Genomic DNA, 21,804 nt, shown 5'->3' on the forward strand with positions numbered 1-21,804 from the left:
AGCATGGCTCGGCTCTACAGAAGGGCGTTACCGACTTGCGGCCTGCCGAGCGTTGTCGCGCAGCGCCATGTCCTTGCCGACGTGATAGGCACCGAACAGCACCGCCAACGCGATGATCGCGGCGATCAGGGTGGACTTCTGGGAGCTCCAGACGGGTGGTCTGTTGTTCTGCATGTGGGTCATCCCTGGCAGCGGCGCAGCGCCGCCTTTCCAGCATGCGCCGCCGTGGCCGGGGTGTGCAAGCTGGCGGTGCGCGCACATCGCTGCGCGCTGCCGGATTGATCCTGCGCAAGGCACGATCTCCACATCGGGTATGTAATGGTGTCGTTCCCACTGGCTGGATCACCGCGGAGCCCCACCATGTACAAGCGCATCCTGATCGCCACCGATGGCTCGGAGCTGGCCGACAAGGGCCTGGCCAAGGGCCTGGAGCTGGCCAAGGACCTCAACGCCGAGGTCGACATCGTCACCGTCTCCGAGCCATGGGCCGTCGGCATGTACGACGCCATGGGCTGGAGCGTGGGTTACATGAACAGCCCGGAGTACAAGGCCGACCGCGAGGAAGGCGCGCAGAAGGTGCTGCAGCCTGCCCTGGCCAAGGCCGCCGAGCAGGGCATCACCGCCAATCCGGTGCATGTGCTGGACCGCTACGCGGCCGACGGCATCATCGAGACGGCGGGCCAGCGCAACAGCGACCTGATCGTGATGACCTCGCACGGCCGCCGCGGCGTCACCCGCGTGCTGCTGGGCAGCCAGACCGCCGAGGTGCTGGCGCGCAGCACGCTGCCGGTGCTGGTCATCCGCTGATACAGAAGCGTTCCCGGGGAGGGGACCCGACGCCGGCCGCAGGACGCGCGCCGGCGTTGTTTTTTCCGGGGCCCGGCGGATAAGGCCACCGAAACACCCAGTAGATCCACCCCATGGGTGGATGGACATCGCCGATCGCCTTGATGAGGTCAGAGCCCTTTCCTGCGGAAAGGGATCCGACCCCGGCCGCATCACCAGCTGTACAGCTTCCAGTACACCGGCGACACACCATCCTTGTCGTTGTCGAAGCGGCCATCGCCGTTCTTGTCGTACATGTAGAACGGCGCGCCGCGTGCCGGCGTCACCTTGACCATGCGCAGCTGGCCGGACACCCGGTACTCCTCGATGGTGTCGCCGTTGTCCATCGTGCGCTTGGAGACATCGGCGCCCTTGACGTCCACCGGGGGCGCGCCGGCGCCGCCCATGCTGGCGCAGCCAGCGAGCAGGAGCAGGGAAGCCAGCATCAGGGTTCTCATCGGCGGGGCCTTTGCCTGGAAAGAGCCTTGATTATGCCCCATCGCCGCGTCACCGCCGTGTCGCCTCGGTGCAGGCGTGGGCGCGTAGAATCGTCGCATGAGCAGATTAGTCCTGATCGACGGGTCCAGTTACCTGTACCGCGCGTTCCACGCGCTGCCGCCCCTGTCCAATGCACAGGGTGAGCCCACCGGCGCGCTGTTCGGCGTGGTCAACATGCTGCGCTCGACGCTGAAGGAACGCCCGGCCTACGTCGCGTTCGTCGTCGATGCCCCCGGCAAGACCTTCCGTGACGACCTGTACGACCAGTACAAGGCCAACCGTCCGCCGATGCCCGATGAACTGCGCAGCCAGGTCGAGCCGATGTGCCGCATTGTCGAAGCGCTGGGCATCAGCATCCTGCGCATCGATGGCGTGGAGGCCGACGATGTGATCGGCACCCTGGCCCTGCAGGGCGTGGCACAGGACCTGAAGGTCACCATCTCGACCGGCGACAAGGATTTCGCCCAGCTGGTCCGGCCGGGCATCGAACTGGTCAACACCATGACCGGCAGCCGCATGGATTCGGACGCGGCGGTGATGGACAAGTTCGGCGTGCGTGCCGACCAGATCGTCGACCTGCTGGCACTGATGGGCGACACCGTGGACAACGTGCCCGGCGTGGAGAAGTGCGGGCCGAAGACGGCGGCGAAGTGGCTGGCCGAATACCAGCATCTGGACGGGGTGATCGCGGCCGCGCCAACCATGAAGGGCAAGATCGGCGAGAACCTGCGCGCCGCGCTGGAGCGGCTGCCGCTGAACAAGGAGCTGGTGACCATCCGCACCGACGTCGCGCTGGATGCCAGCCCGACCACGCTGGCCCTGCGTGACCCGGATGTGTCCACGCTGGGCGAGCTGTACCTGCGTTACGGCTTCACCCAGGCGTTGAAGGAACTGGGTGGTCCGATCGCCGCACCGGCGCAGGTCAGCGAGGCCACCCCGAGCCTGCGCGGCACCGCGGCCGGCTTTGCCCGCGGCAGCGCCGAAGCGCCGCCGGCGGGCGAGCTCGATCCTGCGCTGTCAGCGCCCGGCGAGTACGAGACCGTGCTGACCACAGAGCAGCTGCAGGCCTGGGTCGCGCGCGTGCAGCAGGCCGATCTGATCAGCTTCGATACCGAGACCGACGCACTGGATGCGATGCGCGCGCAGCTGGTGGGCATCAGCCTGGCGGTGGAGCCGGGCAAGGCTGCCTACATCCCGGTCGGCCATGACTACCCAGGCGCGCCGGCACAGCTGCCGCTGGCGCAGGTGCTCGACGCGCTGCGGCCGGTGCTGCAGGATCCGGCGAAGAAGAAGCTGGGCCAGCATGGCAAGTACGACCTGCACGTGCTGCGCCGCCATGGCGTGGACGTGCAGGGCTACCACGACGACACGATGCTTGAGAGTTTCGTGCTCAATTCCACCGCCACCCGCCACGACATGGATTCGCTGGCCCTGCGTTACCTGGGCTACAACACCATCAAGTTCGAGGAGGTGGCCGGCAAGGGTGCCAAGCAGATCTCGTTCTCGCAGGTGGGCATCGACGAGGCCAGCCGCTACGCCGCCGAAGACGCGGACATCACCCTGCGCCTGCACCACGCGCTGCAGCCGCAGCTGCTGGCCGAACCGACCCTGGACAGCGTGTACCGCAGCATCGAGATGCCGCTGGTGCCGGTGCTGACCAGCATCGAAGCCAATGGCGTGCGGATCGATACCGACGAACTGCGCCGTCAGAGCCAGGACCTGTCCTCGCGCATGCTGGCCGCGCAGCAGAAGGCCACCGAACTGGCCGGGCGCAGCTTCAACCTGGATTCGCCCAAGCAGCTGCAGGCGGTGCTGTTCGACGAACTGAAGCTGCCGGCGGTGGTGAAGACCCCCAAGGGCCAGCCCAGCACCAATGAAGAGGCGCTGGAGGCGATTGCCGAGCAGCACGAGCTGCCGCGGGTGATCCTGGAATACCGTGGCTTGGCCAAGCTGCGCAGCACCTATACCGACAAACTGCCGGAGATGGTCAACCCGGACACCGGCCGGGTGCACACCAGTTACCACCAGTCCGGCGCCGCCACCGGCCGCCTGTCTTCGTCCGATCCGAACCTGCAGAACATCCCGATCCGCACCGAGGACGGCCGCCGCATCCGCCGCGCGTTCATCGCCCCGGAAGGTTTCCAGCTGCTGGCGGCCGATTATTCGCAGATCGAGCTGCGGATCATGGCCCACCTGTCCGGAGACCCGGGCCTGGTGCGCGCCTTCGAGCAGGGCGCCGACGTGCATCGCGCCACCGCCGCCGAGGTGTTCGGCCGCACGCTGGAAGAAGTGACCAGCAACGAGCGTCGCGCGGCCAAGGCGATCAACTTCGGCCTGATGTACGGCATGAGCGCGTTCGGGCTGGCCCGCAACCTGGGCATCGACCGCGGCCAGGCGCAGGACTACGTGGCGCTGTACTTCAGCCGCTATCCGGGCGTACGCGACTTCATGGAGCGCATGCGCGAGCAGGCCCGGGAGCAGGGTTACGTGGAGACCCTGTTCGGTCGCCGCCTGTACCTGAACGACATTCATGCACGCAACCAGGGCCTGCGTGCCGGCGCTGAACGTGCGGCGATCAATGCCCCGATGCAGGGCACGGCCGCCGACATCATCAAGCGCGCCATGGTCGCGGTGGATCAGTGGCTGCGCGACAGTGGCGCGCCGGCGCGGATGATCCTGCAGGTGCACGATGAACTGGTATTCGAAGCCGAGACCGGATTCATCGAAGAACTGCGCAGCAATGTCGTGCAGCACATGTCGCAAGCAGCACAATTGCGCGTACCGCTGGTGGTCGATACCGGCACCGGCAGTAACTGGGATGAGGCGCACTGAGTCGCATTCAGGCCGAAAACGCCGTGAATTCGTTCATTTGCGTGATATTTCTGACTCGAACATGAATGTTTCCCTGATGGTCGTTTATTAAATTGGGCCCCTTCACGAACCGTTAGTGTTCGGAGTGCTTCTATAACTCCCGACAGGCGCAATGCCTGTTGTGGATCTCTCCCATCCCCTGGAGCAGATCTCGGAACGGGGGCTCCTCCCCAAGCACCCGTTCCCCGGCCCCGTTGACCTCCCCCTGGTCAGCGGGGCTTTTTATTTGTGCGCTGCTGCGCCACGCTGGGCCATTGCTCAGCAGGGGAACCCGCAATGCCCGACCTGTTCGCCCTGGCAATGCCTTGGTGGGAATTCATCCTGCGCGCGGTGGTGGTCTATGCCGTGGTACTGGGCATGGTCCGGCTCAGCGGCAAGCGCGCGCTGGGGCAGGTCACGCCGTTCGACGTGCTGCTGATCGTGCTGCTCGGCAACGCGGTGCAGAACGCGTTGCTGGGCACCGATACGTCGCTGGCCGGTGGCCTGCTGCTGGCCGCTACGCTGATCCTGCTGAACTACGGCGTGGGCTGGATCACCGCCCGCAGCCGCCGCATGGAACGGCTGATCGAGGGCGAACCGGTGGTGATCGCGCGCAACGGCAAGCTCTTCGACAGCGTGCTGCGGCGCGAGCTGGTCAGCCGCGCCGATTTCGAGGTCGCCATGCGCCAGCAGAGCTGCATCGGCGTGGAAGAGGTGGAACTGGCGCTGCTGGAGACCAACGGCCACATCACCATCATTCCCAAGCGCAAGGACGACTGACGCGCCACAGCGTGGGCCGGAGGCAGTATTCCTGCGACCCACGCCGATACGGTCTACTGTTCGGCCGCCTGCGCCTTCATGCCTGCCCAGTCACGGGTCGCGTCGATGTCGCAGGCCACATGCGTGCCCTTGCCGTCCTTGGCGCAGATGGCGGCCATCGTCTGCGGCACCTTGGGATCGCCGGTGTGGGCATAGCCTGCGGCCAGTCCCAGGCAACCACCGCGCACGCCGGCGCTGCACAGCTTGATGAAATAGGGCTGGGCCTGCGCCCACTTCTCCGCGCTGTGCAGTTCCTCACCTGCCACCTTGCAACCCAGCAGCTTGCCGTCGTCGCAGCAGGCGGCGGCACCGCCCTTGCGGGCCACGGTGGGGCAGTCCAGCGGCTGTGGGATTTCCACGAACGCCACCGGCGGCTGGCAGCTTGATGCGGCCTTGTCCATGCGCTCGTAGTAGCCATAACGGTTGTCCTTGTCGATACCGACGAGGTTGCCGTTGGCCAAGGGTTGCAGCACGAAATCGCTGCCGACATCGCGCCGGAGCAGGATCCGCCCGTCCTGCACGCGCGCGCGCAGGCGGGTGCCGATGCCCGCCACCTCGACCAGGCCGCCATCCAGGAAGCGCAGGTTCGACAGCAGCCCGTAGCCGGCCTCGAAGCGTCCGCAGGGAAGCGTGGTGGCTGTCACCGCAGCCAGTGCCGACGGCGGCTGCCGGGAAACCATCGCCAGTGCCTTGGCGGGACCGCAGGCGTAGGTGTCCGCGCGCTGCGCGCAGGAACGCTGCAGCGCCTCGGCGGCCTGCTGGGGGCGCCCACCGTTCCACAGTGCTTCGGCAACGTTGCTGCAGAACGCCTCGCCCTGCTGCTGCGCGCACAACGCCGCCAGTTCATCCAGCTGCGGCGCAGGCAGCGGTGCGTCCGGCGACCCTTCCAGGCCGAGCACCGACATCCCCATCAGTTCGCTGGCCATGACCTTCATGACTGCCAGGCAGGCCTCGGCTTCATCGGCAGGCGCATCATCCCGGCAGAAGGCGGGCATGGGCGGCTCCGTCCCGGCCCGCTGCGGCTGCGCCTCCTTGGCCTGGCGCTGGTAGGTCTCCTGCAACTGGGTGCAGGCCGCCTCCACGCCCTCGCTGCACCAGGCGTGCAGCTGCGTGGGCGCGGCCTCGGGCAGTGCTTCCAGGCAGTCGCTGGTATCGGCCATGCAGCTGCCTTCGACCATTTCCGGTACCGGTTTGCAGACCGCCGCCGTCTTCAGTTGAAAGGTGTGGTACCCGCCCGAGATCGTGCGATCGCTGTCGCTGAATTCCCAGTTTTCCAGGCGTCCGGTGGACAGGTTCCCCGTGCCCAGCAAGTTATCCTGGCGCACCAGTCGAAGCCGTTCGGTTGCCTGGTACGGACTGGAAATGAAACCATGGGCCTCGCTTTCAATGGTCAGGGTGGCCGCGCCATCGTCTTGTGCGTAGACGCCGCAGGCCATCGACTGCGCGGCTGCCGGCAGGCTTGTCGCGGCCAGCATCAGCAGCAGAGCGCGCCCGGCTGTCCTACAGCGGCGCGGTGAAACAACAACAGTCATCACGGTCTTCCTTGAGTCAAAGGGGGGAGGGAAACAGGTTGAGCAACGCAGCGACGGCTGCCGCCCGGCAAAGTGCCGCCCGTGGGGCGGGACCATATCGCCGGAGGGCGCGTCGGTACGTTGCGCCAGTTGGGGCTACAGCCAGTCGCGTGGCACCAGGTAATCGGCCAGGCGCGCTTCGGCGCTGCCGTCTTCCGGGGTAAAACCGTACTCCCAGCGCACGCGCGGGGGCAGGCTCATCAGGATGCTCTCGCTGCGGCCGCCGCTCTGCAGGCCGAACAGCGTGCCGCGGTCGTAGACCAGGTTGAACTCGACGTAGCGGCCACGGCGATACAGCTGGAACTCGCGCTCGCGTTCGCCGTACGGCGTGTCCTTGCGCTGCTGCACGATTGGCAGATACGCATCGAGGAAGCCATCGCCGACCGCGCGCAGGTAGGCGAAATCACGCTCGAAATCGCCGTGCAGGTCGTCGAAGAACAGACCGCCCACGCCACGTGTTTCGTTGCGATGGCGCAGGAAGAAGTACTCATCGCACCAGCGCTTGTGCGCGGCGTAGCGTTCTTCACCGAACGGCGCGCACAGATCGCGTGCCACCCGATGCCAGCGCTGCACGTCCTCGTCGAACGGGTAGAACGGGGTCAGGTCGAAGCCACCGCCGAACCAGCTGGCCACCACTTCGCCATCGCGCTGCGCCTGGAAGAAGCGCACGTTGGCGTGGGTGGTCGGCACGTAGGGATTGAGCGGGTGGAACACCAGCGACACACCGGTGGCGCGCCACGAGGCGCCGGCCAGTTCCGGCCGGTTGGCCGAGGCAGACGGCGGCAGTCGGCTGCCCGCCACGTCGGAGAAGCCGATGCCGGCCTGTTCGAACACCGCGCCATCGCGCAGCACGCGGGTGCGCCCGCCACCGCCCTCGGCACGCTGCCACAGGTCTTCCTGGAAGCGTGCCCGGCCATCGGCGGCCTCGATGGCCGCACAGATCCGGTCCTGCAGGTCGGTAAGGTAGGCGCGCACGCGCTCGAATTCGTTCATGGCGCGTACTTTACCGCAGGGCCTGCCCGAAGCTGCGGGCAGGCCCTGGCGGACTCAGCGCTTGCGGTTGGAACTGCGCGGCACTGGGGTGTCTTCCACTGCCGCCTCGTCGGCCGCCTTCTGCAGGGCGCCCCCCAGAACGATCAGCTTCCAGTTCTGTGTTTCGAGCACGTCGCAGGCCACGTGGAGGCCGTTGCGGTCGGCCTTGCACAGCTGTTCCAGGGTTGCACGTGCGTCCACACCGGCACCGTTGCCCTGCGCGGTGACCAGGTTCTCGCACCCCTCGCGGACACCGGCGCGGCAGACCGTGGTGTAGTGTTCGGCGGCCTGCAGCCAGTTCCCGGACAGCGCAAGGCGGTTGCCGAGGATGTTGCAGCCCTGCAGCTTGCCTTGTGCGCAGCAGGCCTCGGCACCACCGCCATCGGCCAGTGCCAGCGGGCAATCCTGTGGCAGCGGCAGCACCGTGTACTGCTTCGGTGCGCTGCAGCCGGTTGCGCCCTCACCCGTGGGAGCGAACACCTGGAAGCGGGTCCAGCTGTCCAGGCCCAGCAATTGGCCGCCCGGCAGCGGACGCAGCACGAAGTCACCGCCCTTGTCATGGCGGATACGGATGTCGCCGCCCTCGACGCGCGCACGCAGCTGGCTGCTCCAGCCAACACCGACCAGACCGGCGTCACCGAAATCCAGCGTGTCCATCAGGCCGCCGTCGGACCGGTAGTTGCCACAGGGCAGGACCGTTGCGGGCTGCGGTCGCAGCGATGCGCCCACCGCCTGCAGCGCAGGCAGGTGCTCGCAGGCAGAGGTTTCATTGCCGGGTGTGCAGGCCGCAGCCAGTGCCTGCACCGCCTGCTTGGGATCTCCCGCTTCCCAGGAGAGCTCAGCCACGCGGGTACAGAAGCCGCCGTGCGGTACCTTCCGGCACAGCTGCAGCAGCTGTTGGCGGCGCTCAGCCGGAATGATCACCGGCGCGGTCGGCGCCGCCATCGTCACCACTGCTTCGGTCATGGCTGCGGTCATCGCTGCCTTGACCAGCTGCTCCTGCACCGCAGGGGCGGCCTCCAGGGCTGCGGCACAGGCCGGAGTTCCCTGCTCGAAGCCGCCGTCGTGGCAGGCGGCAGGAAGGTCAATGCCGGACAGGGCGGCGTCGAGCGCAGCCTTCTGCACGGCAGGATCGGCGTCGACCGCCGGTTTGGCCTCATCGTGCCAACGATCAGCCAACTGCAGGCACATGCCCGGCACGCCTTCCTGGCAGGCCGATTCAAGAACGGAAAGCGGGGCGATGGTGCGATTGTCCAGGCACGCCGCCGCATCGGCCAGGCAGCTGCCAGCGGCAGGTGCGGCTGCCGCAGCGCACTGTGCCGGCGTCTGCAGGCTGTAGACCGTGCCATCCACTTCGACGGTGCGGCCACGATCGCGCACCTGCAGCGCGCTGGGCAGGCCGTATTCCAGGCTCACCAGCTGCAGCTTTCCGTCGATCCGCTGGAAGGCGACCGGAGACGGCGCGCTGCCGAAATGCTTCTGCTCGCCGCGATTGGGTGAGCTGATACGCAGCGTGCTGCTGCCTTCATCGGCCTTGAACAGGCCGCATTGTGGCGATTGTGCAGCAGCCATCGGCGTGGCCAGCAGCAACGCCCAGGCCAGCCAGCGGCGATGTGGTACGGGTGAAGGCATGTCGTCTCCTTGCGATCGAACGGGACACTCCAGGCGCTAGGGCGAACCACGGCCCTCGCGCGGGGGCGTGCATTGTGCCGTGCCGGACACGGGTTGGTAGCGCTGGTAGCCGGTCTGCGTGTCCATGCCGAGCAGGTCGCCGTTGCCGAGCTGGCGCAGCACAAGGGTTTCACCGTCCTGCTGCAGGTGGACGGCGCCTTCCTGCAAGCGGGCGCGTGTGCCATCGCTAAAGTCGAGCGTTTCGATCACGCCACCGTCGGCCTGATAGCGGCCGCAGGGCACCTGCAGGAGCGGCACCAGGCGCAGATCGGCACCGAGTTCACGCAATGGTGCGGTACGTTCGCAGGCGCTGACGCGCCCCGCATCGCAGACCACCTGCAGGGCCTGCACCGCCAGCGCAGGTTCCAGTGCATCCAACTGCTGTGCGGCTACTTCCACGCAGAAGCGGCCACTACGCTGCTGCAGGCACAGCTGCTGCAGGCGATCGCGTGCAGCGGCCGGAAGGGGCGAATCCAGCGTGTCTTCGTCTTCCTGTTGCAGGCGTTCACCCACCCGCTGCACGGCGGCAACCAGCGCATCATCGGTCAGCGCCTCGCAGGCTGCTGGGTCATGCCCGGGCGTGTGTTCGCGGCAGACGGGCGGGCGGTCGAAGCGCGCGGGGCCGATGTCGTCGCTTCCCATCGCAGTCACTGCATCGCGCAGCTGTCGCAGCACCGTCGAGCAGCCCGCGCCAACGCCTTCGTTGCACGCGCGTTTGGCCTGGCCGGGCGAGGCCGTGGGCAGCTGCGCGATGCAGTGGCTGCCGGCGGCGCGGCAGCTGCCGTCCATCGCGGTGGGTTCGATGGCGCAGGCGCGCGCCTGGCGCAGGGTGTAGACCGTGACGACGTCGTCCTCGATGCGCTGCCCATCGGCACTGATCCGGAACGGCTCCGCCACGCCATCGTCGAGCATGACCAGCCGGGTTCGCGCCGCACTGCGATCGACCCACAGCGGCTCCGGCTCACCGATGTCGTTGTGGCGGTAGCCGGTACTGGGGGTGGTGAACACAAGCGCCATGCCGCCATCGGTACTGCGGTATTCGCCGCACCGCAGCGCATCGGCACCGGCAGGCAGTGCGATGAGCAGGAACAAGGTGGGGAGGAAGTTCAACAAACGCATGCGACGATCCTTGTCGTGCGGGAACGGACGCGACTCAGTGGAAACGCGCGCGGATATCCGGCCGCAGCAGGCGCCAGCCCAGCCAGCCCTGCAGGCCCGCGAACAACACCGAGGTGCCGACCAGTGTCATGGTGAACAGCACGCGCTGCACCTGCAGCTCATGCTGCGCCGTCGGGTCGCTGGCGAGCAGCGCGATCAACACCAGCAGCAGGCGGTCCAGCCACCAGGCGATCACGAAGTTGGCCAACGCACTCAGGCCCAGCATCCACACATAGGCCCACAGGCCCCACCGGCGACCGCGCCACAGGCCCCAGCTGGCCAGGGTCGAGACCAGGCAGAGCAGGGCAACAAGCAGCGAGGTGGCCGCTGGGTGTTTCAGCATCCACAACAGGCTGCCGTCGAGCTGCTGCTCCCACGCCAGTGTCACCAGCGTGGTCCAGAACCCGGTGCGGGCCAGCACTGCGGCCATCAGCGCCTGCGCGACGAAGTAGAGGGTGACCAGCAGGCTCAGCCAGAACGAGCCCTGCGCCACCGCAGCGACCCAGTTGTTGGGTGGCGGTGGGGTGGGCGCGGGAATCGGGGGAATCGAGGCTGACATCCGTTGTCCGGGTGAGCGATGCCCGCCTCGTCAGCGGGCCGTCGCCAGGGCAGCGACCGCCGGCAGGATATGGTGTTCGCTCAAGGGTGCCAAGGGCCGGCCGTGCGGCGGCTGCAGCGGTACCCAGGCCAGTTCGGCGATCTCCGCACGTGCGCACGGCTCACCTTCGATCCACACCCGCCAGGCCTGTGCCTGCACGCGGTGGCCGGGCTCGTTCACCGCCCAGTCCTCGAAATTGCCCAGTGCGATGGCCGAGGCGGCATCCAACCGCACGCCCAGTTCCTCGTGCAGTTCGCGTGCCAGTGCCTGCAGCGGTGCCTCGCCCGGGTCGGGCTTGCCGCCCGGCTGGATGAAGCGGCTGGCACCGTGCTTGCGCACCACCAGCGCCCGGCCGCGATCATCGAGGATGACCGCGGCCACGATGTGGATCGTGGCCGCGGCAGCACTCACTTCAGGTTCTGCTCGAACAGCTTGAGGATGCGCTTGTACTGGTCCAGCCAGGAGTCGGCACGCACGTAGCCGTGGCGCTCCAGCGGGTACGGCGCGATCGACCAGTTGTCCTTGTGCAGCTCGATCAGGCGCTGGGTCAGGTTCACCGAATCCTGGAAGAACACGTTGTCGTCCATCATGCCGTGGGCGATCAGCAGGTTGTCCTGCAGGTTCTGTGCGTACTCGATGGGCGACGACACGCGGTACGCCTCCGGATCGATGTCCGGGGTATTGAGGATGTTGCTGGTGTAGCCGTGGTTGTACTGGTGCCAGTCGACCACCGGGCGCAGCGCGGCACCGGCCTTGAACGTGCCCGGCGAGCGGAACAGCGCCATGAAGGTCATGAAGCCGCCATAGGAACCGCCGTAGATGCCGGCATGGTCACGGTCACCCTGCTGGGTGTCGACCAGCCAGTCCAGGCCGTCCTTGTAGTCTTCCAGTTCCGGGTGGCCCATGTTGCGGTAGATGGCCGTGCGCCAGTCGCGGCCGTAGCCCTCGCTGCCGCGGTAGTCCATGTCCAGCACGATGTAACCCTTCTGCACCAGCAGGTTGTGGAACATCTGCTCGCGGAAGTAGGCCGGGTAGCGCTGGTGCACGTTCTGCAGGTAGCCGGCACCGTGCACGAACATCACGATCGGGTACTTCTTCCCCGGTTCCTTGTTTTCCGGCTCGTAGTACTTGGCCCAGACCACGCCGGCGCCGTGCTTGGACGGCACCGCCACCAGCTTCGGCTGGATCCACTGGCGCGCCTTGTACTCGGCGCTGCGGGTATCGGTCAGCACGCGCGCCTGGCCAGCGCCGGTGCTCGGCACCACCGCCAGCTGCGCCGGCAGGTAGGCGCCGGAATAGCGCACCAGCAACTGCTGGCCGTCCGGCGACAGCGAGAAATCTTCCACGCCATTGAGGTTGGTCAGCTCGCGCACCTGGCGGGCAGTGGTATCGACCGCGCAGACTTCGTAGTCATGCGGGGCCTGCTGGTTGCACAGGAAGTAGAAGCCCTTGCCGTCGGCCGACAGCACCGGCGCCGAGGTTTCCCACTTGCCGCTGGTCAGCGCCTGCGGCTTACCGCCGCCGGCCTGGGTGTACAGGTGCGAGAAGCCCGATTCCTCGGACAGCAGCCACAGCGTGCGGCCATCGGCCATCCAGCCGAAATCGTTGAAGCCCCAGTTGATCCAGGCGTTGTCGGTCAGCCGGTGGCGGTTCTGCACGCGGCCGTCGGCAGCGGCAACGCTGACGATCCAGCGGTCCTTGTTGTCGTTGGCGCGCAGCATCACCGCGGCCTGCTGGCCATCAGCGCTCCAGCGGATGCCACCGCCCATGAAGTCGCTCATCACCTGCACGCTGCGGTCACCCTTCAGCGCGTCCTTGCCGGCCTTGCGGCGCAGCTCGGCCAGCGGATCGGTGCCGATGCCCGGCAGGCTGGACAGCGACAGCTTCTCGGCCTTGCCGCTGCGTACATCCACGAACCACAGGGTGTGCGGCTCGAAGCCGTTGCGGCCGACGCGGGGACGGGTGTCCTCGGTTTCCTCGTAGCCCGACTCGGTCACGTACAGCGGCATCTTGCCGCCGCGGCCGTCATCGAAGTCCTTCGGCTTGGTGGTCACGATCAGGTGGCCCAGGTCCGGCGACAGCACGCTGTCGACGATCTCGACGTCGGCACCCAGGAACACCGGGCCCGGTGCGCGGGTCGGGTCGGCCTGGCGCCAGCGCTGGTCCTGGTCCTTCAGCGCCTCGCGCTGTTCGCGGTCGCGGCGCAGGGTTTCCAGCGTGCGCAGCTGCTGGTCGCGCAGCACGTCGGCCTTCGGCGGCGTGCTCGGATCCTTGTCGGCCTTCAGGCTGGCCACCTGCTGCACACCGCTGGCGGCGGTCCAGTGAAACCAGTTCTGGCCGACGCGCCAGATCACGCCGTTGTCGGCGGCGAAGTTCACGCCGGCGGCGCGTTCGTTGCTGCGGGTCAGCTGGGTCAGCGCGCCGCTGCGCAGGTCGCGCACGAACACATCGCCATTGCGGACGAATGCGCTGCGGCTGCGGCTGCGGTCATAGACCGGATCGGCCACGTCGAGGCTGCCGCGCTGGTCATCGGCCACCTGTGCGGCCACGCCACCGGCCACCGGCTGGCGGAAGGTGTCGCGCACCGGGCTGCCGTTGCGCTTGAGCTGGTACTCCACCTGCTGGCTGTTCCACGACCACCAGGCCTTCTCCACCGGCGGACCGATCCAGTCCGGGTCGGCCATGGCCTGTTCGATGGTGATCGGCGTCGGCGCGGCCTGGGCGGCCGGAGCGGCCAGCACGGCAGACAGCAGGAGGGACAGGGGCAGCACTCGGGACATGGGCGGACAGCACCAGAAGAGGAAACCGGGCAAGCGTAGCAGCCGCAAAGGACGGGGGAAGGGGCCACAGGTCATGGCAGCGGGATCGGCAAAGCGCTGCAACCGGCAGGCAGGGCCGCGCATCCACTCTCCTGAACCTGCACCGTGCACCACGTCCTGAAGCAGGAGCTGGTACGGGCACCTTATCAACCTGCGACAAAGTGAAGCAGCGCGTCACCCGGTCGCATCCCGGCTTAACGATATCCCCCTAAAGTGGTCTGGTATCCCACCGGCACCTGGCAGGAGGCGTCCCTTGGACGCGTTGTTGTTGTCGCGGATCCAGTTCGGATTCGTCATCAGTTTCCACGTACTGTTCCCGGCCTTCACCATCGGCACGGCCAGCTGGCTGGCCTTCATCGAATGGCGCTGGCTGCGCACGAAGCTGCCCGTGTGGCGCGAGCTGTATTTCTTCTGGCAGAAGATCTTCGCGGTGTCGTTCGGCATGGGCGTGGTCAGCGGCATCGTCATGGCCTTCCAGTTCGGCACCAACTGGCCGCGGCTGAGCGAGGTCGCCGGCACGGTCATCGGCCCACTGCTGACCTACGAAGTGCTGACCGCGTTCTTCCTGGAAGCCAGCTTCCTCGGCGTGATGATGTTCGGCTGGGGCCGGGTCTCGCCGCGCCTGCATTTCCTGTCCACCTGCATGGTTGCGCTGGGCACGCTGTTCTCTACGTTCTGGATCCTGTCGTCCAACAGCTGGCTGCACACGCCGGCTGGCTACGAGATGGTCAACGGCATCGTGCATCCGGTGGACTGGTGGCAGGTGGTGTTCAATCCCTCGTTCCCCTACCGCCTCGCGCACATGGCGCTGGGCTCGTTCATCACCACCTGTTTCGTGATTGGTGGCGTGGGTGCGTGGTACCTGCGCAAGGGCACGCACGTGGAAGCGGGCCGGCGCATGCTGATCGCCGCCGTCGCGTTCGCCGCGCTGACCGTGCCGGTGCAGATCTTCGTTGGCGACATGCACGGCCTGAACACGCTCAAGCACCAGCCGATGAAGATCGCGGCGATGGAAGCGCACTGGCATGAGACCAAGGAGGGCGAGGGCGTGCCGCTGGTGGTGTTCGCGCTGCCCAACGAAAAGGAGGAACGCAACGACTTCGAAGTGGCCATCCCGAAGCTCGGCAGCGTGATCCTCACCCACAGCCTGGACGGCACCTTTGATCCGCTGACCTCGGTGCCGGCCAGCGAGCGGCCGCCGGTGACGCCGGTGTTCTTCGCCTTCCGCATCATGGTCGGGCTGGGCACGCTGATGCTGGTGCTGGCCTGGGTATCGGCCTTCCAGCTGTGGCGGAAGAAGCTGCTGGATTCGCCGTGGCTGCTGCGCGGCTGGAACTGGATGCTGCCCAGTGGCTTCATCGCGCTGATATCGGGCTGGTTCGTCACCGAGATGGGACGGCAGCCGTGGGTCGTCTACGGTGTGCTGCGCACCGCCGATGCGGTGGGCCCGCAGAGTGCATGGATGACCGCGCTGTCGCTGACGGTGTACGTGGTCGGCTATGCCTTCGTGTTCGGCTGGGGCATCTGGTACCTGGTGAAGATCCTGCGCCATGGCCCACAGCCGTACGACGCAGGGCCGTCGCTGGACCATGGCAGCCACACCCCGGCGCGGCCGCTGTCGGCCGCCGACGAACCGCTGGAGGAGCGCTGACATGGACCTGATGACCTGGCTGCCGGTGGCATGGTTCGCGGTGATCGGCTTCGGCGTGCTGATGTACGTGGTGCTGGACGGCTTCGTGCTCGGCATCGGCATCCTCGCGCCGTTCGCCGAGGACGAGGAACAGCTGGACCTGATGATGAACACCGCCGCGCCGATCTGGGACGGCAACGAGACCTGGCTGGTGCTCGGCGGCGCCGGCCTGATGGCGGCGTTCCCGAAGGCCTACGCGGTGCTGCTGTCGGCGCTGTACCTGCCGGTGCTGCTGCTGGTGGTGGCGCTTGTGTTCCGTGGCGTGGCCTTCGAGTTCCGTTTCAAGGCGCACCGTTCGCGGCGGCTGTGGAGCGTGGCGTTCGGCCTCGGCTCGCTGCTGGCCACCTTTGCCCAGGGTGTGATCCTCGGCACGCTGGTGCAGGGCCTGCCGCTGGTCGATGGCGTGTACCAGGGCGGCGCGTTCGGCTGGTTCAGCCCGTTCGCGATGCTGACCGGTGCCGCGCTGGTGGCCGGCTACGCATTGCTGGGCAGTACCTGGTTGATCCTGAAGACCGAAGGGCGCGTGCAGGCGCTGGCCCGGCAGATGACCCGGCCGCTGGTGGTGGCGGTGATCGCGGCGATGGGCCTGGTCAGCAGTTGGCTGCCGTTCCTACAGTCGCGGCTGATGGACCGCTGGTTCAGCGACGGCAATTTCTGGTGGCTGTCGCCCGTGCCGCTGCTGACCCTGGCGGTGGCCATCGCGCTGTGGCGCAGTGCCACCCATCCGCGTCGCGATCTGCCGCCATTCCTGCTCAGCCTGGCCTTGTTCGTGCTCGGCTTCGCTGGCCTGGTACTGGGCATGTGGCCGTACCTGCTGCCGCCGTCGATGACGCTGTGGCAGGCCGCCGCGCCGGCCTCTTCGCTGGGCTTCACACTGGTTGGGCTGGTGGTGCTGTTGCCGGTGATCCTGGGCTACACGGCCTGGTCCTACCGGGTGTTCCGCGGCAAGGTGCGCGCCGACGCCGGCTATCACTGAATCCGTTAGCTGGATCAATCCACGCGGGGGACGGTCGCTGACCGTTCCCCGTTGTGTTTTGTGAAACATGTCATCCCTGTGTCGGACGTGCTAGCGTGCGCTCCTTTCCGGCAGCCAGGGGGGCAGCCGGCGACGTCCTGGACGGATGCATGGCTGCAGGAATGGGGGGCAGCCGCGTGTCGCCGTAATGGCTCGAGACTCTCGTTCGCCCATCGAAACATCACCGGTAATGATCGAATTTTCCGTTGTCGACTGGGCCGCCTGGGCGCCTGGCCTGACCGAGCGTAGCCAATGGATGGGCTGGGCCGGGTCGCCGTTCCTGCCGCAGGGCGAGGACACGCCGGCCCTGGCCGAGATTCCGGCCATGCAGCGCCGCCGTATCGAGCGCTTGGGCCGCATGGCGATCCAGGCCGCGTGCTGGTGCGAGGGTGGGCAGGGCGCTGACAGCCAGGTGCCGCTGGTGTTCGCCAGCCGCCATGGCGATGTTGCCCGTTCGATGGACCTGCTGGGCTCGCTGGTGGCCGATCAGCCGCTGTCGCCCACCGGCTTCGGCCTGTCGGTGCACAACGCGATCGCCGCGCTGTATTCGATCGCCCGCGGCCACCGTGGCAACTACCTGGCGCTGTCGGCCGGCCAGTCGACGGTGGAAGCGGCGTGCCTGGAGACCGTCGGCCTGCTCGGTGATGGTGCCCGTGAAGTGCGGATCGTGGTGTATGAGTCGCCATTGCCCGACGTTTACGCCGAATTCGCCGACGAACCCGACCCGTTCTTCGCCTGGTGCTGGCGTCTGGCGCCTGCCGGCACCGCCGGTGGCACCGATCTTTCGCTGTCCTGGCAGGTCGCCGCCGACGCCGATCCGAGCGCTCCGGGCGTGTTGCCGCATGCGCTGGACCTGCACCGCTTCTTGTTGGCCGGGGATCCGCTGCTGCAGCACGTGACCCAGGGCCAGCGCTGGTCCTGGCGCCGCCGTGGCTGAGGCGCTGCGCCGCCTCGATCATGCCTGGCGGGTGTTCGGCACCGGCCTCAGCTTCGCCGCGTTTGGCGTCGGCGGCCTGTTGCTGGGCGTGCTGGTGATGCCGGTGCTGCTGTTGATGCGCGACCCGGTGGCGCGTCGCCGCCGGGCCCGCAGGCTGGTCCAGCGCGCCTTCGCCAGCCACGTGTGGCTGATGTGCCGGCTGGGGGTGATGACCCTGCAGGTGGAAGGGCGCGAGCGCCTGCAGCGCGATGGCCTGCTGGTGCTGGCCAACCACCCGACCCTGATCGACGTGGTCTGCCTGATCGCCCTGCTGCCCAACGCCGACTGCGTGGTCAAGCGGGCGGTGGCCTGCAACCCGTTCATGCGCGGCCCGGTGCGTGCGGCGGGCTACATCTCCAATGACGACGGCGCCGGCCTGGTCGATGACTGCGCGGCGGCCGTGCATGCCGGCGGCACCCTGGTCATCTTCCCGGAAGGTACCCGCAGCGTGCCTGGGCAGCCGCTGCGGCTGCAGCGCGGCGCCGCCAACATCGCCGTGCGCGGGCGCCTGGACATCACCCCGGTGCGCATCACCTGCACGCCGCCGACGTTGACCAAGGGCCAGAAGTGGTATCGTGTACCCTCACGTCGTTTTCACGTTCAGCTGCAGATCGGCGAAGATATCCCGATCGCGCCGTTCCTGGCCGAAGATGACTCGCCAAGGGGGGATGCCCTGGCGGCCCGTCGCGTCACCGACCACCTCACTCGTTATTTCGACCTGTCTGGAGATCCGACCCGTGCAAGCACTTGAGCACGAGATCAAGGAATTGATCATTTCCTCGCTTTCGCTGGAGGACATCACCCCGGAGGACATCGATCCGACCGCGCCTCTGTTCGTGGAAGGCCTCGGCCTGGACTCGATCGATGCGCTGGAACTGGGCCTGGCGCTGCAGAAGAAGTACGGTGTCAGCCTCTCGGCCGACTCGGAAGAAACCCGTCGCCATTTCTCCAGCGTGCGCGCGCTCGGCGAGTTCGTCGCCGCCCGCCAGTCGTAAGGCGCCAGGAACTGCCATGACCAAGAATGAATTGTTCGAGCGCATCGTCCGCATCCTGACCGACAGCTTCGAGATCGAGCCGGCGCGGATCAGCCCGGAGTCGCGCCTGTACGACGACCTGGACATCGACAGCATCGATGCGGTGGACCTGATCGTGCAGCTCAAGCCGCTGCTCGGCCGCAACCTGCAGCCTGAAGCGTTCAAGGCCGTGCGCACCGTGCAGGACATCGTTGATGTCGTGCATGGCCTGCTGCCCGGTCAGGCCGCTGCCTGACAGCAGCACGGACGCCGCGACCATGGCACGGGCACGCATGGTCGTGGTGGCAGCGATTTCGCTTGCCTATCCGGTGCTGGTCTACGTGGCGATGGGCCGCTTTGAGCCGCGCTGGCTGGCGCTGCTGCTGTTCGCGCTGGCCCTGCTGCGCGCGCTGAGCACCCGCCAGCCCTTGTGGTGGGCTGCCGCCGCCGGCGCAGGCCTGCTGGCAGGCCTGGCCACCGTGCTCAACCAGGCGCTGCCGCTGAAGCTGTACCCGGCGCTGGTGAACGTGGTGATGCTGACGGTGTTCGCCACCAGCCTGCGCTTCGGTCCACCGCTGGTGGAACGCCTGGCGCGCCTGCAGGAGCCGGACCTGCCACCGTTCGCGGTGATCTATACCCGTCGCGTCACCCAGGTGTGGTGTGGCTTTTTCGTTCTCAATGGTGGTCTCGCCCTGCTCACCGCGCTGTATGCGTCGGACCGGGTCTGGATGCTCTACAACGGATTGTTGGCGTACGTGATGATGGGATTGTTGTTCGGGGGCGAATGGCTGGTACGGCGTCGGGTCAAGGCAGCGCACGCGCATGGCTGACTGGATCGCCCTGGATCGGCTGCTGATCACGGCGCAGCCCGGCCGCGACATCGGTGTCTGCGATGGCATCGCCGTCGACCACGTCGACTTCCGCCTGCGCGTACTGGCCTGGCGTGACGCTTTCAGCACTGCCGAAGGCCGCGACTGGGCGCTCTACTTCGATGACACCGTGGCCTTCGCTGCCGCGTTGTTCGGTGCCTGGCACGCCGGCAAGCGGGTGTTCCTGGCTGCCGACAACCTGCCCGCGACATTGCTGGCGCTGCAGCCGCAGGTGAGTGGTTTTGCAGGTGACCTGTCGGCCGATTACCAGCCCTTGCAGGCCGCTGACGCTGCCGACGATGCGGCGCTGCTGCCGTTGGACGAGCGGGGCTGCGAACTGTGCGTGTTCACCTCCGGCAGCACCGGCCAGCCAAGCGCGATCAGCAAGCGGCTGGACCAGCTGGCGCGCGAGGTCGATGCCCTGCAGGCCGCGTTCGGCGCCCAGCTCGATGGCGCCCAGGTGCATGGCACCGTCTCCCACCAGCACATCTATGGCCTGCTGTTCCGCGTGCTGTGGCCGCTGGCTGCCGGTCGTGCGATCCAGCCCCGGCGCTTCTTCCACGAAGACCTGGTGGGCGCGCTGGCCGGTACCGATACGGTGCTGGTCGCCACCCCGGCCCATCTCAAGCGCCTGCCCGAACAGCTCGACTGGGCCAGCCTGCACGGTCGCCTGCGTGCGGTGTTCTCTTCCGGCGGCCCGCTGCCTGAGGACGCCGCGCGCCAGGTCCGCCAGTGGTTGGGCGTGGCGCCCACCGAGGTGTACGGCAGCAGCGAAACCGGCGGCATCGCATGGCGCCGCTGGGACTCCGATGCACCGCCGTGGCGGCCGTTGCCGGGCGTGCAGTGGCGGATCGAGGAGGACTGCCTGGCGGTCGCCTCGCCGCACCTGGAGACGTCGGACTGGTGGCGCACCCAGGATCGCGTGGAAGCACTGGCCGATGGCCGCTTCCGCCTGCTGGGCCGCGCCGACCGCATCGTCAAGATCGAAGAACGGCGCGTTTCGCTGGACGCACTGGAGCGCGCGCTGCGCGAGGACCCTGAAGTCGAGGACGCGCGCGTACTGGTGCTGCAGGGCCAGCGCGAGCAGCTGGCGGCCGTGGTGGTGCCGGCTGATCCGGCGCTGGCACGTGCCGGCGACAGCGCACGGCGCGCGCTGGGGCAGCGGCTGGGCGCGCGCTTGGCGCAGGGCCATGATGCGGTCACCCGGCCGCGGCGCTGGCGCCTGGTCGAATCGTTGCCGATCAATGCCCAGGGCAAGGTCACCCAGGCGGCACTGGTCGCGCTGTTCCAGCCGCTGATGCCGGTGCCGGTCTGGGACTGTCGCGAAGAGGCGGAGGCCACTCTGCGGATGACGCTGGACCCCGCGCTGCGCGCGTTCCAGGGCCACTTCCCGCAGGCGGCGATCCTGCCCGGCGTGGCCCAGCTGGATTGGGCGGTGCGCTTCGGTCGTCAGGCCTTCGTGCTGCCGACCGGTTTCCAGCGCATGGATGCGGTGAAGTTCCAGCGCGTGGCCCGCCCCGGCGACGAATTGACCCTGCAACTGCAGTGGGACGCCGAACGCGGCGTGCTGACGTTCCGCTATACCTCCGTGCATGGCGTGCACGCCAGCGGCAGGGTGGTCTTCGCCGATGCGCATTGACCCGGCCACCGCTGGCGGCGCGTTCGCGCCGCTGGTGGTCATTCCCGTGTACGACCACGAACACGCCATCGCCGCGGTGGTTGATGGTGTGCAGGCCGCGGGTCTGTCCTGCCTGCTGGTCGACGATGGCTCGCAGCCCTCGTGCGCGGCGGTGCTGCGGGAACTGGCGCAGCGGGCGGGCGTCGACCTGCTGCGGCTGGACGTGAACCAGGGCAAGGGCGGGGCGATGCTTGCCGGTTTCGCTGAAGCGCAGCGTCGTGGCTACACCCACGTGCTGCAGATCGATGCCGACGGCCAGCACGATACCGGCGACCTGCCGCGTTTCATCGATGCCGCACGTACCCACCCGGACGCGGTGATCTGCGGCATTCCCGCCTACGATGCCAGCGTGCCGAAGGCCCGCCTGTACGGTCGCTACGCCACCCACATCTGGGTGTGGATCAACACGCTGTCGCTGCACCTGCGCGACACCATGTGTGGATTCCGCGTGTATCCGCTGCCGCCGGTGCTGCGCCTGATCGGCGAAGAGACCATCGGCCGGCGCATGGATTTCGATACCGAAGTGATGGTCCGCCTGTACTGGCGGCAGGTACCGGTCGAGCATCTGGCCACGCGCGTGACCTATCCGGCCGACGGCGTTTCGCATTTCGATGTGTGGCGCGACAACGTGCGCATCAGCCGCATGCATACCCGGCTGTTCTTCGGCATGCTCTGGCGTGCGCCGCGCCTGCTGTGGCGCCGCCTGCAGGGGCGGGGCTGAG

The 21,804-nt window shown here is 67.7% G+C and carries 21 protein-coding genes; 12 read left to right on the forward strand and 9 right to left on the reverse strand.

What is annotated here, in order from left to right; genetic code table 11:
• Positions 1 to 27: 27 nt before the first annotated feature.
• A complete protein-coding gene (locus tag MRBLST15_RS16990) occupies positions 28 to 174 on the reverse strand; it encodes a hypothetical protein (RefSeq protein WP_367786943.1) in 147 nt (48 codons plus the stop codon).
• 186 nt (positions 175 to 360) lie between these two features.
• Between MRBLST15_RS16990 and MRBLST15_RS16995 the strand changes: the two genes are divergently transcribed.
• A complete protein-coding gene (locus MRBLST15_RS16995) occupies positions 361 to 807 on the forward strand; it encodes a universal stress protein (protein ID WP_025878044.1) in 447 nt (148 codons plus the stop codon).
• 191 nt (positions 808 to 998) lie between these two features.
• Here MRBLST15_RS16995 and MRBLST15_RS17000 read toward each other — a convergent pair whose 3' ends face one another.
• A complete protein-coding gene (locus MRBLST15_RS17000; protein ID WP_265950994.1) occupies positions 999 to 1,283 on the reverse strand; it encodes a DUF2782 domain-containing protein in 285 nt (94 codons plus the stop codon).
• A 97-nt stretch (positions 1,284 to 1,380) separates the two neighbouring features.
• Here MRBLST15_RS17000 and polA point away from each other — a divergent pair, with 97 nt between their 5' ends.
• Both polA and MRBLST15_RS17010 read left to right on the forward strand, forming a co-directional pair.
• Positions 1,381 to 4,155: a DNA polymerase I gene (polA, locus tag MRBLST15_RS17005; RefSeq protein WP_265950993.1), complete on the forward strand. Its 2,775-nt coding sequence runs from the start codon at positions 1,381 to 1,383 to the stop codon at positions 4,153 to 4,155.
• A gap of 315 nt (positions 4,156 to 4,470) precedes the next feature.
• Complete coding sequence (locus tag MRBLST15_RS17010) at positions 4,471 to 4,953, forward strand: DUF421 domain-containing protein (protein ID WP_089237785.1); 483 nt, start codon at positions 4,471 to 4,473, stop codon at positions 4,951 to 4,953.
• A 53-nt stretch (positions 4,954 to 5,006) separates the two neighbouring features.
• Here MRBLST15_RS17010 and MRBLST15_RS17015 read toward each other — a convergent pair whose 3' ends face one another.
• The 7 genes from MRBLST15_RS17015 to MRBLST15_RS17045 form a co-directional block, all read right to left on the reverse strand.
• Positions 5,007 to 6,524 (reverse strand): hypothetical protein, encoded by a 1,518-nt coding sequence (locus MRBLST15_RS17015; RefSeq protein WP_367786946.1) that lies wholly within the window; start codon positions 6,522 to 6,524, stop codon positions 5,007 to 5,009.
• A gap of 135 nt (positions 6,525 to 6,659) precedes the next feature.
• Complete coding sequence (hemF, locus tag MRBLST15_RS17020; protein WP_265950990.1) at positions 6,660 to 7,556, reverse strand: oxygen-dependent coproporphyrinogen oxidase; 897 nt, start codon at positions 7,554 to 7,556, stop codon at positions 6,660 to 6,662.
• Positions 7,557 to 7,610: 54 nt separating this feature from the next.
• Positions 7,611 to 9,227, reverse strand: coding sequence for a hypothetical protein (locus MRBLST15_RS17025; RefSeq protein WP_367786948.1), 1,617 nt, complete (start codon positions 9,225 to 9,227; stop codon positions 7,611 to 7,613).
• Positions 9,228 to 9,263: 36 nt separating this feature from the next.
• Complete coding sequence (locus MRBLST15_RS17030) at positions 9,264 to 10,385, reverse strand: hypothetical protein (protein WP_367786950.1); 1,122 nt, start codon at positions 10,383 to 10,385, stop codon at positions 9,264 to 9,266.
• 34 nt (positions 10,386 to 10,419) lie between these two features.
• On the reverse strand, positions 10,420 to 10,983 hold the full coding sequence (locus tag MRBLST15_RS17035) for a hypothetical protein (protein ID WP_367786952.1): 564 nt from the start codon (positions 10,981 to 10,983) through the stop codon (positions 10,420 to 10,422).
• Between the two features lie 30 nt (positions 10,984 to 11,013).
• Positions 11,014 to 11,433, reverse strand: coding sequence for an NUDIX hydrolase (locus MRBLST15_RS17040; protein ID WP_367786954.1), 420 nt, complete (start codon positions 11,431 to 11,433; stop codon positions 11,014 to 11,016).
• On the reverse strand, positions 11,430 to 13,802 hold the full coding sequence (locus MRBLST15_RS17045) for a S9 family peptidase (RefSeq protein ID WP_367786956.1): 2,373 nt from the start codon (positions 13,800 to 13,802) through the stop codon (positions 11,430 to 11,432). Before MRBLST15_RS17045 ends, MRBLST15_RS17040 begins: the two co-directional genes overlap by 4 nt.
• Before the next feature lie 292 nt (positions 13,803 to 14,094).
• Here MRBLST15_RS17045 and MRBLST15_RS17050 point away from each other — a divergent pair, with 292 nt between their 5' ends.
• From MRBLST15_RS17050 to MRBLST15_RS17090, 9 genes are all read left to right on the forward strand, one after another.
• Positions 14,095 to 15,492 carry a cytochrome ubiquinol oxidase subunit I gene (locus MRBLST15_RS17050; RefSeq protein ID WP_312705388.1) on the forward strand — a complete coding sequence of 466 codons (1,398 nt, stop codon included), beginning with the start codon at positions 14,095 to 14,097 and terminating at the stop codon, positions 15,490 to 15,492.
• A gap of 1 nt (position 15,493) precedes the next feature.
• The gene (gene cydB, locus MRBLST15_RS17055) at positions 15,494 to 16,507 is read left to right on the forward strand and encodes a cytochrome d ubiquinol oxidase subunit II (protein ID WP_025878022.1); all 1,014 of its coding nucleotides are present in this window, start codon (positions 15,494 to 15,496) and stop codon (positions 16,505 to 16,507) included.
• A 229-nt stretch (positions 16,508 to 16,736) separates the two neighbouring features.
• The gene (locus tag MRBLST15_RS17060) at positions 16,737 to 17,483 is read left to right on the forward strand and encodes a beta-ketoacyl synthase chain length factor (protein WP_367786958.1); all 747 of its coding nucleotides are present in this window, start codon (positions 16,737 to 16,739) and stop codon (positions 17,481 to 17,483) included.
• Positions 17,476 to 18,273, forward strand: a complete 798-nt coding sequence (locus tag MRBLST15_RS17065) for a lysophospholipid acyltransferase family protein (RefSeq protein ID WP_089237756.1) — start codon at positions 17,476 to 17,478, stop codon at positions 18,271 to 18,273. Before MRBLST15_RS17060 ends, MRBLST15_RS17065 begins: the two co-directional genes overlap by 8 nt.
• On the forward strand, positions 18,260 to 18,517 hold the full coding sequence (locus MRBLST15_RS17070; RefSeq protein ID WP_005411610.1) for a phosphopantetheine-binding protein: 258 nt from the start codon (positions 18,260 to 18,262) through the stop codon (positions 18,515 to 18,517). Before MRBLST15_RS17065 ends, MRBLST15_RS17070 begins: the two co-directional genes overlap by 14 nt.
• A gap of 16 nt (positions 18,518 to 18,533) precedes the next feature.
• Positions 18,534 to 18,791: an acyl carrier protein gene (locus MRBLST15_RS17075; RefSeq protein ID WP_025878014.1), complete on the forward strand. Its 258-nt coding sequence runs from the start codon at positions 18,534 to 18,536 to the stop codon at positions 18,789 to 18,791.
• A gap of 22 nt (positions 18,792 to 18,813) precedes the next feature.
• The gene (locus tag MRBLST15_RS17080; RefSeq protein WP_265951669.1) at positions 18,814 to 19,365 is read left to right on the forward strand and encodes a hypothetical protein; all 552 of its coding nucleotides are present in this window, start codon (positions 18,814 to 18,816) and stop codon (positions 19,363 to 19,365) included.
• On the forward strand, positions 19,358 to 21,043 hold the full coding sequence (locus MRBLST15_RS17085) for an AMP-binding protein (protein WP_312705390.1): 1,686 nt from the start codon (positions 19,358 to 19,360) through the stop codon (positions 21,041 to 21,043). The genes MRBLST15_RS17080 and MRBLST15_RS17085 overlap by 8 nt, the downstream gene beginning before the upstream one ends.
• Positions 21,033 to 21,803 (forward strand): glycosyltransferase family 2 protein, encoded by a 771-nt coding sequence (locus MRBLST15_RS17090; protein WP_367786964.1) that lies wholly within the window; start codon positions 21,033 to 21,035, stop codon positions 21,801 to 21,803. Before MRBLST15_RS17085 ends, MRBLST15_RS17090 begins: the two co-directional genes overlap by 11 nt.
• Position 21,804: the final 1 nt, after the last annotated feature.

Source organism: Stenotrophomonas sp. LST15-1-1.1 (genome assembly GCF_040815575.1).
GTDB classification, from domain to species: Bacteria; Pseudomonadota; Gammaproteobacteria; order Xanthomonadales; family Xanthomonadaceae; genus Stenotrophomonas; species Stenotrophomonas lactitubi_B.